A 14,427-nucleotide genomic window follows, 5' to 3' on the forward strand; every position below is an offset into this window, starting at 1 on the left:
CTCGCCGCGGTGCTCGGGCTGTCGGCCTCATCCCGCCACTCCCGCCGCCCTTGGTCCCATCCCCGCCATCCCCGCCGTCCATCGCTCGCGCTCCGCGCCCAGGTGTGCCCGCCATGGCAGCCAGTGTCGTCCCCCACCCCCCTCCCGTCCCTGACCCACACGCCCTCCGCCCGTGATCCACCGGCCACCGCCCTTACGATGGGAGGCATGACTGCAACGCCTGCCGGCCCGTCGAACGACAAGCGCGTCCTTCTCGCCGCACCGCGCGGCTACTGCGCGGGTGTGGACCGCGCCGTGATCGCCGTCGAGAAGGCTCTGGAGCAGTACGGCGCGCCGATCTACGTCCGGCACGAGATCGTCCACAACAAGTACGTCGTGCAGACCCTGGAGAAGAAGGGCGCCATCTTCGTCGACGCGACGGCCGAGGTGCCCGAGGGCTCCATCGTGATGTTCTCCGCCCACGGTGTGGCACCCACCGTCCACACCGAGGCGGCCGAGCGGAAGCTCGCCACCATCGACGCCACCTGCCCCCTGGTGACCAAGGTCCACAAGGAAGCCGTCCGGTTCGCCAAGGAGGACTACGACATCCTCCTGATCGGCCACGAGGGCCACGAGGAGGTCATCGGCACCTCCGGCGAGGCCCCCGAGCACATCACCCTGGTTGACGGGCCCGAGGACGTCGCCAACGTCACCGTCCGGGATGACTCCAAGGTCGTCTGGCTCTCCCAGACCACCCTGTCCGTGGACGAGACCATGGAGACGGTGGACGCGCTGAAGGAGAAGTTCCCCCAGCTCATCTCGCCGCCCAGCGACGACATCTGCTACGCCACCCAGAACCGCCAGATCGCGGTCAAGCAGATGGGCGCGGACGCGGACCTGGTCATCGTGGTCGGCTCCAGGAACTCCTCCAACTCCGTGCGCCTGGTCGAGGTCGCCCTCGGCGCCGGCGCCCGCGACGCCCATCTGGTGGACTTCGCCGAGGAGATCGACGAGGCCTGGCTGGAGGGCGTCTCCACGGTCGGCGTCACCTCCGGTGCTTCCGTCCCCGAAGTCCTGGTCGAGGGCGTCCTGGAGTGGCTCTCCCAGCGCGGCTTCGAGGACGTGGAGCTGGTGAAGGCCGCCGAGGAGTCCATCACCTTCTCCCTCCCCAAGGAGCTCCGCCGGGACCTGCGCGCCGAGGCCGCCGCCCTGGCCGCCGGAGCCCGCCCCACTCCCTGATCCGCCGCGGACCGCCCACCCCGCCCCGTAACGTTGTGTCCATGAACGTCTTCGGAGTGGACATCGGCGGCTCGGGCATCAAGGGTGCTCCCGTGGACCTGGAGCGCGGCGATCTCGCCGAGCCGCGGCACAAGGTACTGACCCCGCATCCGGCGGCGCCCGACGGCGTCGCCGACTGCGTCGCGGAGGTCGTCAACCATTTCGGCTGGTCCGGGCCGATCGGCGTCACCTTCCCGGGTGTCGTCACCGGCTCCACCATCCGTACCGCCGCCAACGTCGACAAGAGCTGGATCGGCGTGGACGCCGCCGCCCTGATCGGCGAGCGCCTCGGCGGGCAGCGGGTGACGGTCCTCAACGACGCCGACGCCGCCGGGGTGGCCGAGGTGAAGTTCGGCGCCGGCCGGGACCGCAAGGGCCTGGTCGCCGTGCTCACCTTCGGCACCGGTATCGGCAGCGCCCTGTTCACCGACGGCAAGCTGGTCCCCAACACCGAGCTGGGCCATCTGGAGCTGCACGGCCACGAGGCCGAGAAGCGCGCCTCCACCAAGGCCAAGGACGACAAGGAGCTCAGCTGGGAGGAGTGGGCGCACCGGGTGCAGAAGTACCTGGCCCATCTGGAGATGCTGTTCTCACCCGAGCTGTTCGTGATCGGCGGCGGGGTGAGCCGCAAGGCCGACAAGTTCGTCCCGCTGCTGAAGGGCATCCGCGCCGAGATCGTCCCGGCCCAGCTCCAGAACAACGCCGGCATCGTCGGCGCCGCGATGACCGCGGCGGCGGCAGGCCAGGTCTAGGCCCACTGTCAGCGCTGAGCGGCGCGAGTGGCGGTCCCGGTGGCCGTAGGGCCCGTGGTGGCCGCCCCGCGCTGCCGCCTGCCCATCTGCCGCACCTTCCGTACGGAGGTGATGACGCCCGCCACCAGCGTCCCCCCGTACAGCCACCCCGCGTGCACCGCCAGCGCGGTGATCACCGCCATCGCCCGCCCCCCGAAGCCCCCGCCACCGGCGATCGGCACCACCCCGACCACAAAGGCGATCGGTACCGCGATCGGGGCGGTGACCAGGTCCGCCGAGCGCACCCAGAGCGCGGTCAGCGCGCTCACCGGCAGGAACAGCAACCCGTACGCCACCGGGGAGCCGCCCAGCAGCAGCTGGTCCAGGCAGCCGAGCACGAACATCGCGCAGCAGGCGAAGAGCCCGGCGCCCAGTCCGGTCAGCCGGGGCGAGGGCAGCCGGCGCAGCGCGAGCAGCACCGGCGGTACGGACCGCCGTCCCGGTCGCCCGCCGGGCCGCCGCGGTCCGCCGCCCGGCTTGCCCACCGGCCCCGCGCCACCGGGCCGCCCACCTCCCGCCGCGGGCCGGGCGACGGGCTGCCGGGGCCGTGCGGGCCCGGCCGGGCGTACGGCCGTGCCGAGCGGCGCCCCGGACGGCTGCCGGCGGCGCTGGGGAGGGCGGTTCCTGGGCTGCTCCACCCGCACAACGTAGGTCGCCGAGGGCCGCCATACCGGGCTGGGACACGCCTTTGAGCCGACCTTGGTACTGCGTTCGAGCACCGGGCCCCGCCACCACCGCCGCCCCACACCGTCCAGGGCCACCGCGACACGCCCGTAAACTGGGCAGTCGTTCCACCGCCCGCACCGCTTCACTCCGAGGGAAGTCGCCACCGTGTCGCTCACGATCGGAATCGTCGGCCTGCCGAATGTCGGCAAGTCGACCCTGTTCAACGCCCTGACCAAGAACGACGTGCTGGCGGCCAACTACCCGTTCGCCACGATCGAGCCCAACGTCGGCGTCGTCGGCGTCCCCGACCCCCGCCTCACCACCCTGGCCGGAATCTTCTCCTCCCAGCGGGTGCTCCCCGCCACCGTCGACTTCGTGGACATCGCCGGCATCGTCCGCGGCGCCTCCGAGGGCGAGGGCCTCGGCAACAAGTTCCTGGCGAACATCCGCGAGTCGGACGCGATCTGCCAGGTCATCCGCGCCTTCCAGGACGAGAACGTCGTACACGTCGACGGCAAGGTCTCGCCCAAGGACGACATCGAGACGATCAACACCGAGCTGATCCTCGCCGACCTCCAGACCATCGAGAAGGTCCTGCCCCGCCTCCAGAAGGAGTCGCGGATCAAGAAGGACGTCGTCCCCAAGGTCGCCGCCGTCGAAGCCGCCAAGGAAATCCTGGAGCGGGGCGACACCCTCTTCTCCCAGGGCTACCTCCAGGGCACCGACAAGACCGAGCTCCTGCACGACCTCCACCTCCTCACCACCAAGCCCTTCCTCTACGTCTTCAACGTCGACGAGGACGAGCTGACCGACGAGGCCTTCAAGGACGCCCAGCGCGCCCTGGTCGCCCCGGCCGAGGCGATCTTCCTCAACGCCAAGCTGGAGGCCGACCTCGCCGAGCTGGACGAGGAGGACGCCATGGAGCTCCTCCAGTCCGTCGGCGCCGAGGAGCCCGGCCTCGCCACCCTGGCCCGCGTCGGCTTCGACACCCTCGGCCTGCAGACCTACCTCACGGCCGGCCCCAAGGAGTCCCGCGCCTGGACCATCAAGAAGGGCGCCACCGCCCCCGAGGCCGCCGGTGTCATCCACACCGACTTCCAGAAGGGCTTCATCAAGGCCGAGGTCATCTCCTTCGACGACCTCGTCACCACCGGCTCCGTAGCCGACGCCCGCGCCGCCGGCAAGGCCCGCATGGAGGGCAAGGAGTACGTGATGCAGGACGGCGACGTGGTGGAGTTCAGGTTCAACGTGTAGTGGGTCACGTGGCGCCACATCGTTGATCTGGCAGACATGCAAGTCAGGAGGGGCTCGACTTTTCGGAGTGGGGCCCCTTCGTGTCCCTGTGCCGGGATGCTGAGGAAAGGGCACCGCGCTGCCGCCGGGCAGACCACCGGCGGAGTGGCCGGTGTTCCACGGGTCGCGGACCGGCTGCCCGTCCCCGGCTCGGGCTCCTCGATGCGCACCTGGACGGCGTTCGGCCGCGCCTCGACGGCCCGTACGCGCTCGGCCGCGGCCCGGGCGGCCTCGGCGGCGATTCGCGTCACGCCGGGTGGGCGCCGGTGAGGGCCGCTCCGGCGGTGTGGCCGCCGCGCTCGGTGATCTCGCCCGCGACCCAGGCCTCGACGCCCCGGTCCGCCAGCGTGGTCAGCGCGACGCCGACCGATTCGGCCGGCACCACCGCGATCATGCCGACCCCCGTGTTCAGGGTCTTCTCCAGCTCCGGTCGCTCCACCCGCCCGGCCGTGCCGACCAGGTCGAACACCGCACCGGGCGCCCACGTCGTACGGTCCACCCGCGCGTGCAGCCCGTCCGGGACCACCCGGGCCAGGTTCGCCACCAGACCACCACCGGTGATGTGGCTGAACGCGTGCACCTCGACCGTCCGCGTCAGCGCCAGGCAGCCCGGCGAGTAGATCTTCGTCGGCTCCAGCAGCTCCTCGCCCAGCGTCCGCCCGAACTCCTCCACCCGCTGCTCCAGACGCCTCCCCGCCCGCTCCAGCAGCACGTGCCGCACCAGCGAGTATCCGTGGGAGTGCAGACCGGTGGCCGCCATCGCGATCAGCGCGTCCCCCGTACGGATGCGATCGGCGCCCAGCAGCCGGTCCGCCTCCACCACACCCGTGCCCGCACCGGCGACGTCGAAGCCGTCCGGCCCCAGCAGCCCCGGGTGCTCGGCTGTCTCCCCGCCCACCAGCGCGCAGCCGGCCGGCACACAGCCCTCCGCGATCTCACCCACTCCTTCATCAGTTCGACGGCGCGGTCGCCCGCTTCGATGTCGACGCCCGCGGCTGCGTAGCTCGCACCGGTGCCAGAGGTCACGGTCTTGCCTTTCGGAGGAGTGCGGGACGGCGGGTCACCACGCGCCGGCGCCATCGAAGGAGGTGGGCGCCGGGTCGAAGCCGAGGTCCCGGCGCGCGGCGACCAGGGCGAGGGTGCGTTCCACCGCGAGGTGGCTGATCGCGTAGCGGGTGAGCCGGGGCGGGCGGGGCCGCCGGGCGAGCCGCCACGCGGTCTCGGCTGCCACGGCGGCGGCGTCCGCGGCTCGGGCGGGCAGGCACCGCAGGCGTACCCGGACGCCGCGCGCGGCCAGCAGCTCGCGCAGCGCCTCCCCCACGGGTACCGGCTCGGCGTCGGCGACGTTGTAGGTGCCGGGCGGGGCAGCGGGGTCGCAGGCACGCAGCGCGGCGGCGGTGAGGTTGCCGATGTGCGTCAGGGACTGCGCGGCCGTGCCGTCGCCGGGCAGGAACAGGGAGCCGCCGCGCACGGCGCCGAGCACCCGGGGCAGCAGGGTCCGGTCGCCGGGGCCGTACACGGCGTGCGGGCGCAGCATCACGGTGTCGGGGCGCCCGTCGAGGGCGCGTTCGGCGGCGGCTTTGGACGCGGCGTACGGGGTGAGGTAGCGGCGTACGGGGGCCTCGGACTCGTCGGCGTGGACGGTCGGACGGAAGGGGTCGTACACGCTTGCGGTGGAGATGTGGACCAGCCGGGTGCCGGGGAAGGACGCGGCGACGTGCCGGGTGCCGGCGAGGTTGGCCATCCACACCGGGCCGGGGGCGCCCCAGTCGCTCACGGCAGCCGCCGCGTGCACCACCGCGTCGACCCGGGGGGCGCCGGCCCACCGGCCGGCGGTGAGGTCCCAGTCGGCGCGGGTGAGGGCGTGGACGGTCCAGCCGCGCTCGGCCGCCGCGCGGCAGACCGCGCCGCCGACGAAGCCGCGAGCGCCGGTGACGGCGATCCTCATCGCACCGGCTCCGTCCCCCGGGCGGCGCCGCCGCGCAGCCGGTCCCGGAGCGCGTCGCGGTCCGGTTTGCGGGAGCGGCCGGCGACGGGGACGCGGTCCAGGACCACCACGTCGTCGGGGAGCACGGCGGCGTCGAGCAGCGCGGGGAGCCGGCTGCGGACCCGGTCGGCGAGCGACTCCGGTGCGGTGCCCGGCCGTTCGGGGACGAGGACGAGGACGACGCGTTCGTCGCCGTAGTCGTCGGGGACACCGACGATGACCGCCTCGGCCACCCCGGGCAGGGCGGTGATGGCGGGTTCGTACAGGCCGGGGTAGATGTTGGTGCGGCCCCGGATGAGCATGTCCTTCTTGCGGCCGTGCAGGACCAGTCGGCCGTCCTCCAGCCGGGCGAGGTCACCGGTGGCGTGCCGGTCCATGGGGGGACGGCCAAGGTAGCCGCGGCACAGGTTCGGTCCGGACACCAGCAGTTCGCCGTCCGGGGCGGTGCGGACGGTCACCGAGGACAGCGGGGTGCCGAGCAGGTCACCGGGGCCGTCGTGGGCGAGCTTCTCCGCACCGGTGGCGACGGCGACGGGCAGGATCTCGGTCATCCCGTACACGGCGAGGACGGTGACGTCCGGCAGGGTGCGGGCGGCGCGGCGGAGCAGCCCGGGAAGGACCGGGGCGCCGCCGAGGACCAGGTACCGGAGGGTCGTGGGCACGGTCGCCTCGCCCCGCTCGACGGCGTCGAGGACGGTGGGCAGGTCGGCCGGTACGCAGAAGGTGTGGGTGGCGCCGCGCAGCCCGGCGGCGTACCGCACGGGGTCGGCGGCGGGCGCGAAGCCGTACGGGGGCATGGTCCAGTGGGCTCCGGTGATGAGGGCGGGGATGCCCAGCATCAGCTGGTCGGTGTGCACGGTGTCGCCGTCGCCCATCCGCAGGGCGTGTCCGCAGCCGGCCAGGCCGGCGCCGAGGGAACCGCGGGTGTGCACCACGGCCTTGGGGGCGCTGGTGGTGCCCGAGGTGAAGACGACCAGCGCCTCCTGGCCGGGCGCGGGTCGCGGCCGGAAGGACCCGGCCGGTCCGGTGGCGAGCCGCCGCGCGGAGAGCGCTCCGGCGGGCACGCCGGGCAGCCTGCGGCCGGCGTGGATGTGGCGCAGGCCGAGCCGGTGGTAGTCCGGCAGCAGCAGTCCCCGGCGGCGGGCCAGTGGGCGGCCGTAGCGGGCGGCGGCGTACAGCAGTGACTCGGCGGCGGCCCAGCGGGGGGCGGCCAGCTCCTTGCGGGCGGCGAACAGTTCGGGCCCGGCGCCCGGGTCGATGAAGACGACGGTGGCGCCCGCCGCGATGATGCCCAGGGCGAGGACGACGCCATCGGGACCGGGGCGTACGGAGAACAGCACCCGCTCTCCCGGTGCCATGCCCGCCTCGCGCAGCCCGTGCGCGGTGGCCAGCACGGCGTCGGCGAGCCGGCGGTGGCTGAGCGTGGGCCCGCCGGAGCCGGTGAGCGCCGGGGCGTCGCCGCGCCGGCGGGCGGTGTCCATCAACGCGGTGAGCACGTCGGTGGTGCCGGGTCCGGTGGCGTGCGGGGTGTCGGTCACGGCGCGCTCCGTCGGGTCAGGGTGAGCCGGGCGTATCCGGGGATCAGCACCCGGCGGGCGGTGCGGCGGCCGGCGACCACGACCGGCCCGGCGGCGAGGACCGCGTCCAGTACCGCGCGGATCTGCGCCATGGCCAGCGGCATGCCGATGCAGAAGTGGGGTCCGGCGCCGAACCACAGCCGGCGCAGCTCCGGCGGGTGGGGCCGGCCGGGGTCGAACCCGCCGTACGCGGCGGCGCACAGCAGAGTCGCGACGACGACCCGGTCGCCGGGGGCCACGGGCACTTCGCCGACCTCGGTGGCCCGGGCGACGCTGCGGAGCATCACAGGCGAGGGGACGGTGACCCGGAGGGCCTCCTCGATCACGGTGCCGGTGTCGGCCGTGCCGTCGCGGAGCCGGTCGAGGAGGCCGGTGTCATGGCAGATCGCGATGAGCCGGGGGATGAAGGACACCAGGGTCTCGGTGCCGGTGAGCAGGAACGCGCCGACCGCGCCGCGCGCCTCCTCCTCGGTGAGGCCGAGGCCGCGCAGCCGGCCGGGCAGGGTGTCGTCGCCCCCGCGCCGGTAGGCGTCCACGGCGGAGGCGGTGAGGCGCCCCAGCACCTCGCGGGCGTGCCGGATCCGCCGCGGGGGCAGGGAGTGCCGCCAGAGCCGTACCGCCTTGGTGACCTCCGAGGCGTCCGCGTGGGCGGCGGCGAACCGCTCCGGCTCGGCCGGCATGCCGGTGATCTCGCAGATGGCGGCGCCCGCGCAGGACTGGGCGACGGCGACGAGGTCGGCCTCCCCGCCCGCCGCGAGCCGCCGGGTGAGGCCGGCGAGCGGCTGGGCCAGCACCCGGTCGCAGAGCCCGGTGACGTACCCGGGGGTGAAGAGGCCCGAGAGGCGGCGGCGCAGCGCGGTGTGGTCGGGACCCTCCATGTTGAGCAGCACGGCGGGCCCGAGGACCGGGGTCCACAGGTCGGACGGGGAGCCGGGCCCGGTCTTGGTGAAGTGCGCGGTGTCGCAGAGGACGTCGCGCGCCAGGGCCGCGTCGCTGACGACGACGCCGACGCGCGGGACGCGCACCACCGGGCCGCGGGCCGCGATGGAGCGGAGCAGGCGGTAGGCGACCGGGTGGGCGGAGGTCTGCACCCGGTGCTCCCACCGCTGCCAGCCGGCGTCGGGGAGGGCGGCGGGCGTGGTCATCGGATGTCCACCACCTCGGGGCGGTAGCGGTGGTCCGCGTACCAGCCCAGGGTCCGGCGCAGGCCCCATTCGCGCACCCGGCGGGCGGAGCCCCGGACCCGTACGTCCCTGCGCAGGCCGTACGCCGTCGTCAGCAGCCGTACCGCGTTGACCAGGGCCCGGTCCTCGTGGACCTCCTCGATGGCGGTGCGGGGGAAGCCTCCGGCGCGGACGTACAGCCGGGCGGTGATCGCCATGTTGCAGCCGGGGGCCATGATGTACGGGCCGAGGTAGCGGGCGCCCCGGTTCCCGGGCCGGAACCGGCCGAACAGGGCGGCGACCTCGGTGGCGGCGACGAGCGCGGTGCGGCGCAGCGGGGGCAGTGGCGACTCGTCGGTGCGGGGCCTCAACCGCCCTGCGATCAGCTGCATTCCGGTGCCGAAGGCGACCCGGATGCGGGCGGTCCAGTCGGGCGCCGGGAGGCAGTCGGCGTCGGTGCGGGCGAGGTGAGTGGCGCCGTGGGCGATGGCGTACCGCATGCCGGTGTCGGCCGCGGCGCCGGTGCCTTTCCGGGTCTCGTGGACGACGTGCACGTCGCCGGGGAACGGGAAGGACCGGACGACATCGGCGGTGCCGTCCGTGGAGTCGTTGTCCACGACGACGAGGGAGAAGTCCTTGTCGGTCTGGGACGCGAGCGCGCGGAGCGTCGCCGTGATGCCGTGGGCCTCGTTGTACGCGGGGACCACCACCCAGAGATTCACAGCCGGATCACGCTCATTCCCATGCTGATGCCGCCGGCCAGACCCACCAGGGCGACCAGGTCGCCGGGGGCGGCCCGGCCGCTCTCGCGCGCCCGCAGCAGCTGGAGGGGCAGGCTCGCGGAGGCGGCGTTGCCGTGCTCGGTGATGGTGACGGGGACCTTGTCGAGGGGCAGGCCGAACCGGTCGGCGAGCTGTACGAGGTACGGCTCGGACACCTGGTGGACGCAGATGGCGGCCATGTCGTGCCAGCCGAGACCGAGCCGCTCCAGGGTGTCGTCGAGAACCTGGGAGCCGAGCCGTTCGAAGGCGCGGCGCAGGCCCACGCCGTCGAGGCGGAAGTAGGTGTGCTCCTCGCCGCGCGGGTGGGCGGAGCCCCCGCAGGGCAGGGTGCCGACGCTCCAGGAGGCGGAGTCGGCGGCGAACCCGCTGCCGATGATGCCCGGTTCGGAGGACGCCTCGACGAGGAGGGCGGCGCCCGCGTCGGACAGGGTGTAGCCCGGTATCGAGGTGAGGTAGGTGCGCAGGTCGGGCACCGACCAGCGCACCGCCCGGGAGGGGGACTCGCCGCAGGCGATGAGGATGCGGCGGTAGCGGCCCTGGGCGATGAGCGCGTGCGCGGTCTCCAGGGCGTTGAGCACACTGTTGCAGGCGTTCTTGACGTCGAAGGCGGGGCAGCGCAAGCCGAGGCGGTCGGCGGTCATGTGCGAGGTGGCGGGCTCGATCATGTCCTGGCTGGCCGCGGCGAACAGGAGCAGGTCGATGTCGCCGGGGTCGGTGCCGGTGTCGGCGAACAGCTTGCGCGCGGCGGCGGCGGCGACGTCGGACGCCTGCCAGTCGTCGGGCATGACATGGGTCTGCCGTACGCCGGTCAGCCGGGTGACGAGGCCGGGCGGCGGGCGGAAGCCGGTGGAGGCGGCGGCGACGAGGCTCTCGGTGCCGGCCGCGGTGCGCAGGGTCTCCGGCAGGTGTACGGCGACTCCGGCGAGCCGGGCGTGGGGTGCGGGCATGGACTGGTCTCCCGTCAGACGAGTGTCACGGTGAGCCGCTCGTACGTGGGGATGACCACGCGGCGGCTGTAGCGTCGCTCGACGATCCGCCAGGGACGGCCGACGCCGGCGAGGGTCTCCAGCGTCCGGCCGATCTCCGCCTGGGCGATCGCGGAGCCGAGGCAGCGGTGCCGTCCGGCGCCGAACCACAGCTCCCGGTTGGCCGGCTCCGGTGGCCGGCCGAGCCGGAAGCCTCCGGTGAGGCTGTTGGCGGTGTAGTTGAGCAGGGTGATGCGTTCTCCGGCCCGGAGCGTGCGGCCGGCGAGGCGGACGTCGCCGCGTACGGTTCTGCCGATGACGGGAGCGGGGGCCGTCACGCGCAGTCCTTCGCGGACCGCGTCGGGGACGAGTTCGGGTGAGGCGAGCAGACGGTGCTGGTCGCCGGTGTCGTGCAGCAGGGCGACGGTGCGGGTGATGGCGCTGGCCGCCGTCTCGGTCGCGGCGACCCCGACGAGGGCGGCCATCCCGGCGGTCTGGTGGGCGTCCAGGCCGGCTTCGCGGCAGCGGCCGACGAGGTGCTCGGTGGAGCCTGTGCGCCACTCGTCCTCGATGTGCCCGGTGAGGCGGGCGACGACGCGGCGGCCCCGGGCGACGGTCCCGTCGGTGAGGCCGGCACCGCCGGCGGCCTCCAGGGAGATGGCGGCGAGTTCGCGGGCGGTGGCGAAGACCTCCTCGTACGCGGCGTCGTCGGTGCCGACCACGGGGACCCGCAGCAGCTCGGTGACGATGCGGCCGACGAGCGTACGGCCCAGGGCGGCGACGTCGACCGGGCGGCCGGAGGCGAGCCGGACGCGGGTCTCGGCGAGCCTGGCTCCGATGACGCGGTCCACCAGGGCGCGGGCGGTCGTCTCGCCGAAGAGGTCGCGGGTGGCGGTGCGCAGGGCACGGTGCCCTTCGCCGTCGAAGAGGTCGTCGACCCAGTCGCCGAGGAGCTGGGCCCACAGCCGGCCGACGCCGCCGCGGTCCAGGACGGTGAAGTGCTCGGGGTCGGTGAGGACGGACCGCGCCGTCGCCGCGTCGGCGGTCACCCAGCCGATGCGCGGGATGTGCTTCAGGGGGCGGGCCATTCGGCCGGCGTGCAGCAGCAGGGGCAGTGCGGGACGGCTGGCTGCCAGCACGCGCAGTTCGTGGAATTCGGCGCGGTTCATGGTGATCCATCTCGTCGTTGCGCGGGGCGGCGGACACGGCGAAGGGCCTGCCGGCCTCCTCCGGGGCCCGGGGGAGGGGCGCGTGGAGGAGGTCCGGCAGGAGATCGGGCCCCCGGGGCCGGGGAGTCCTGGCGGTACGGGGAGGTCGGGCGGCCCGGGTGGAGGGCCGGGTGAAGACCGGGTGGGCCGGGCGCGGCGGTCCGGGTGGTCGGGCGTGCCGGGCGCGGCGGCTCGGGCGCGGCGGCTCCGGTGCGGCCGGGCGGCGCGGGGGCGCGTGGGCGGGTCCCCCGGGCCCGGCCCCGGGGCGGGGGCGTGGCGCGTGGGCGCCCGCCCCGGGGCGGGTGTGCGGCCTGGTTCAGCCGGTCTGCGGCGGGAAGAGCGCGGCCATGCCGTCGATGGACTCCGGTCCGTACCCGACCGAACCGATCGGGATCCGGGACTTGGTGGCCTCGATGACCTTGGCCGTCCACACCGGCCCGAAGCCACCGCACAGCTCGATGAGCTGAATGCCCTCGTCCACCAGCGCGGCCGCGACCTCGGGCCCCTGTGCCGGGTCGGCCATACCGACGATCACGGCACGGAACCCGTCCCGCTCGATCACCGTGCGGTCGCGGTCCGGGTCGAGCCCGCGTCCGGTGAAGAGGAACCCGAATGCGTCGAGTGCCATGGTGTCAATTCCTTTCGGGAAGCGGTCGCAGCAGGGCCACGACCTCGTCTGCCACTTCGGTCAGGGTCAGGCTGCCCAGTGCGCCGGCGCTCTCCAACTGTGCGCCGCACCACTTCTCCACGCCGGAGACGAGGACGGAGCTGGTCATGGAGTCGATGCCGAAGGCGCTCAGAGGCACCTCGTCGTCGAGGTCCGAGGGCTCCATCTCCAGCAGTTCGCCCAGCAGTTGCCTCAGCCGCTCCGTCACGGCCTCCCGGGTGAAGTCCTCCCGCGCGGTGCTCTCCACGGCGCTCACGCGGCACCGCCCGTGCGCCGGCTGGACCACTGGGCCAGGGGCTGGAGGCGGCCGGACGCCACCTGCTCGGCGCAGGCCCGCCGGCGGATCTTGCCGCTGGTGGTGCGGGGCACCTTGTTGCGCGGTACGGCGTAGACGCTGACCGCGGTGGGCAGGACCTTCGCCACGGCGATGCCGGCCGCTCGTACGGCGACGGCCAGGGCCTCCGGGTCGCGCTCGACGGTCTCCACGACCACCGCCACGCCCTTGTCGTCCTCGCTCAACGGCCAGGCGGCGGCCCGCTGCTGGGCGAAGGCGGGGTGCGCGTCCAGCGCGACGGCCTCGGCGTCCTGCGGGAAGTAGTTCTCGCCGCCGATGATCAGCACGTCCTTGATCCGGCCGGTGATGAACAGCTCGCCGCCGTCGAGGAACCCGAGGTCGCCGGTGCGGACGTAGGTCCGGCCGGGCTCTTCACCGTCCGTACCGGCGAGGCGGGCGGCGAAGATGCCCGCCGACTCCTCCTCGCGGCGCCAGTAGCCGCCGCAGTTGCCCGGGGAGTCCACCCAGATCTCGCCGACGACCCGGTCGGCCAGCGGCCGGTGCGTCTCCGGGTCCGCGATGGCGACGCGCACGTCGTCCACCACCGTCCCGCAGCCGACGAGCTCGATGCCCTCGTCCGCGACGGTGGTCACCACCGCCTTGCCCTCGGCCAGCGCCTCGCGGTCGTAGAGGCCCACGACGGTCGGGACCAGCGAGGGCGTCAGGCTCACCGCGAGAGTGCACTCGGCGAGGCCGAAGCCGGGCGAGAAGACCTCCTCGCGGAAGAAGCTCGGCCGGAACGCCTCGGCGAACCGGCGCTGGGTGGCGGCGCGCACGGGCTCGGAGCCGTTGACGGCGACCCGCCAGGTCGACAGATCGATCGCGGCGCGCTCCTCCGCCGGTATCCGGTTGACGCAGATGTCGTACGCGAAGTCGGGCGCGGCGGTGAAGACGTCGTCCTCGGCGGAGATGGCGCGCAGCCACACCCGGGGGTCGCGCACGAAGGTGGCCGGCTCCATGGTGACGGTGGCGGCACCGGACACCAGCGGCAGGACGACCGCCGTGCACAGGCCCATATCGTGGAAGAACGGCAGCCAGCTGACGATGGTGGTGGTGGGCTCCACCTCGCAGCGGTCGCGCATGGCGGCCTGGTTCGCCACCAGGTTGCCGTGACCGACGACGACACCGCGCGGGTCGCCGGTGGATCCGGAGGTGTACTGGAGGAGCGCGGTGGCCGCCGGGTCGAGCGCCGGCGGGTCGGGCAGGGCGGCGGTGTCACCCGGCTCGCCCTCCGGGCGGCGCACGGCGACCCACTCCACGCCGGGCGCCAGATCGCCGCCGGCGTCCTCGGCGTCCTGCTGGGTGGAGACGAGCACCGCGCACGGAGTGCAGTCGCCGCAGATCGCGGAGAGCCGCTCGGCGCGGGAGGTGGTGCCGGTCCGGGCCGCGGCGCGGAAGGCGGGCACCGGTACGGCGATCATGCCGGCGTACAGGCAGCCCAGGAAGCCGATATGGAAGTCGAGCCCCGGCAGGGCGGGGACGATCACCCGGTCGCCGGGGCGGCCGGTCCGGCGCAGTGCGGCGGCGAGCGCGCGGGCGTGCCGGTCGAGTTCGACGGGGGTCAGGGTCTCGATCACCTCGCCGGCCGCGTCCAGGGCGGTGACCAGGGCGCGGTCGGCGTCCGGGCCCTGGGCGCGGGCGATGAGGGCTTCGACGATGGTGCGGGCATCCCGGCCGGTGTGCGCCTCGGCCGGCGCGCGAGTGGCGGTCGCCTCGGTGGGCGTGTTCACTGCTGGG

Annotated in this window: 13 protein-coding genes and 1 pseudogene; 3 read left to right on the forward strand and 11 right to left on the reverse strand. The window is 74.3% G+C overall.

Annotated elements, in window-relative coordinates; genetic code table 11:
* The first annotated feature begins 198 nt into the window (after positions 1–198).
* Both M1O15_RS20755 and ppgK read left to right on the forward strand, forming a co-directional pair.
* On the forward strand, positions 199–1,218 hold the full coding sequence (locus tag M1O15_RS20755) for a 4-hydroxy-3-methylbut-2-enyl diphosphate reductase (protein ID WP_372499524.1): 1,020 nt from the start codon (positions 199–201) through the stop codon (positions 1,216–1,218).
* Positions 1,219–1,259: 41 nt separating this feature from the next.
* Entirely contained in the window at positions 1,260–2,009 is a 750-nt protein-coding gene (ppgK, locus tag M1O15_RS20760; protein WP_248635599.1) for a polyphosphate--glucose phosphotransferase, read from the forward strand.
* A gap of 8 nt (positions 2,010–2,017) precedes the next feature.
* Here the strand turns inward: ppgK and M1O15_RS20765 are convergent, their stop codons facing one another.
* Positions 2,018–2,686, reverse strand: a complete 669-nt coding sequence (locus M1O15_RS20765; RefSeq protein WP_248635600.1) for a DUF6542 domain-containing protein — start codon at positions 2,684–2,686, stop codon at positions 2,018–2,020.
* Between the two features lie 193 nt (positions 2,687–2,879).
* Here M1O15_RS20765 and ychF point away from each other — a divergent pair, with 193 nt between their 5' ends.
* Positions 2,880–3,968: a redox-regulated ATPase YchF gene (ychF, locus tag M1O15_RS20770; RefSeq protein WP_248635601.1), complete on the forward strand. Its 1,089-nt coding sequence runs from the start codon at positions 2,880–2,882 to the stop codon at positions 3,966–3,968.
* A 286-nt stretch (positions 3,969–4,254) separates the two neighbouring features.
* Here ychF and M1O15_RS20775 read toward each other — a convergent pair.
* The 10 genes and pseudogenes from M1O15_RS20775 to M1O15_RS20820 form a co-directional block, all read right to left on the reverse strand.
* Positions 4,255–5,033, reverse strand: a pseudogene (locus M1O15_RS20775) (phosphoribosylformylglycinamidine cyclo-ligase).
* Between the two features lie 34 nt (positions 5,034–5,067).
* Positions 5,068–5,955: an NAD-dependent epimerase/dehydratase family protein gene (locus M1O15_RS20780; RefSeq protein WP_248635602.1), complete on the reverse strand. Its 888-nt coding sequence runs from the start codon at positions 5,953–5,955 to the stop codon at positions 5,068–5,070.
* Complete coding sequence (locus tag M1O15_RS20785; protein ID WP_248635603.1) at positions 5,952–7,532, reverse strand: class I adenylate-forming enzyme family protein; 1,581 nt, start codon at positions 7,530–7,532, stop codon at positions 5,952–5,954. Before M1O15_RS20785 ends, M1O15_RS20780 begins: the two co-directional genes overlap by 4 nt.
* The gene (locus M1O15_RS20790; RefSeq protein WP_248635604.1) at positions 7,529–8,716 is read right to left on the reverse strand and encodes a cytochrome P450; all 1,188 of its coding nucleotides are present in this window, start codon (positions 8,714–8,716) and stop codon (positions 7,529–7,531) included. Before M1O15_RS20790 ends, M1O15_RS20785 begins: the two co-directional genes overlap by 4 nt.
* A complete protein-coding gene (locus tag M1O15_RS20795) occupies positions 8,713–9,456 on the reverse strand; it encodes a glycosyltransferase (protein WP_248635605.1) in 744 nt (247 codons plus the stop codon). Before M1O15_RS20795 ends, M1O15_RS20790 begins: the two co-directional genes overlap by 4 nt.
* Positions 9,453–10,463 (reverse strand): 3-oxoacyl-ACP synthase III family protein, encoded by a 1,011-nt coding sequence (locus M1O15_RS20800; protein WP_248635606.1) that lies wholly within the window; start codon positions 10,461–10,463, stop codon positions 9,453–9,455. Before M1O15_RS20800 ends, M1O15_RS20795 begins: the two co-directional genes overlap by 4 nt.
* Before the next feature lie 14 nt (positions 10,464–10,477).
* Positions 10,478–11,650, reverse strand: a complete 1,173-nt coding sequence (locus M1O15_RS20805) for a cytochrome P450 (RefSeq protein ID WP_248635607.1) — start codon at positions 11,648–11,650, stop codon at positions 10,478–10,480.
* Positions 11,651–12,005: 355 nt separating this feature from the next.
* Positions 12,006–12,317, reverse strand: coding sequence for a DUF6506 family protein (locus M1O15_RS20810; RefSeq protein ID WP_248635608.1), 312 nt, complete (start codon positions 12,315–12,317; stop codon positions 12,006–12,008).
* Between the two features lie 4 nt (positions 12,318–12,321).
* Entirely contained in the window at positions 12,322–12,612 is a 291-nt protein-coding gene (locus tag M1O15_RS20815) for an acyl carrier protein (RefSeq protein ID WP_248635609.1), read from the reverse strand.
* Positions 12,609–14,420: a fatty acyl-AMP ligase gene (locus tag M1O15_RS20820; RefSeq protein ID WP_248635610.1), complete on the reverse strand. Its 1,812-nt coding sequence runs from the start codon at positions 14,418–14,420 to the stop codon at positions 12,609–12,611. The genes M1O15_RS20815 and M1O15_RS20820 overlap by 4 nt, the downstream gene beginning before the upstream one ends.
* Between the last annotated feature and the right edge of the window lie 7 nt (positions 14,421–14,427).

Origin of the sequence: Streptomyces lichenis (genome assembly GCF_023218175.1) — a bacterium.
Lineage (GTDB): Bacteria > Actinomycetota > Actinomycetes > Streptomycetales > Streptomycetaceae > Streptomyces > Streptomyces lichenis.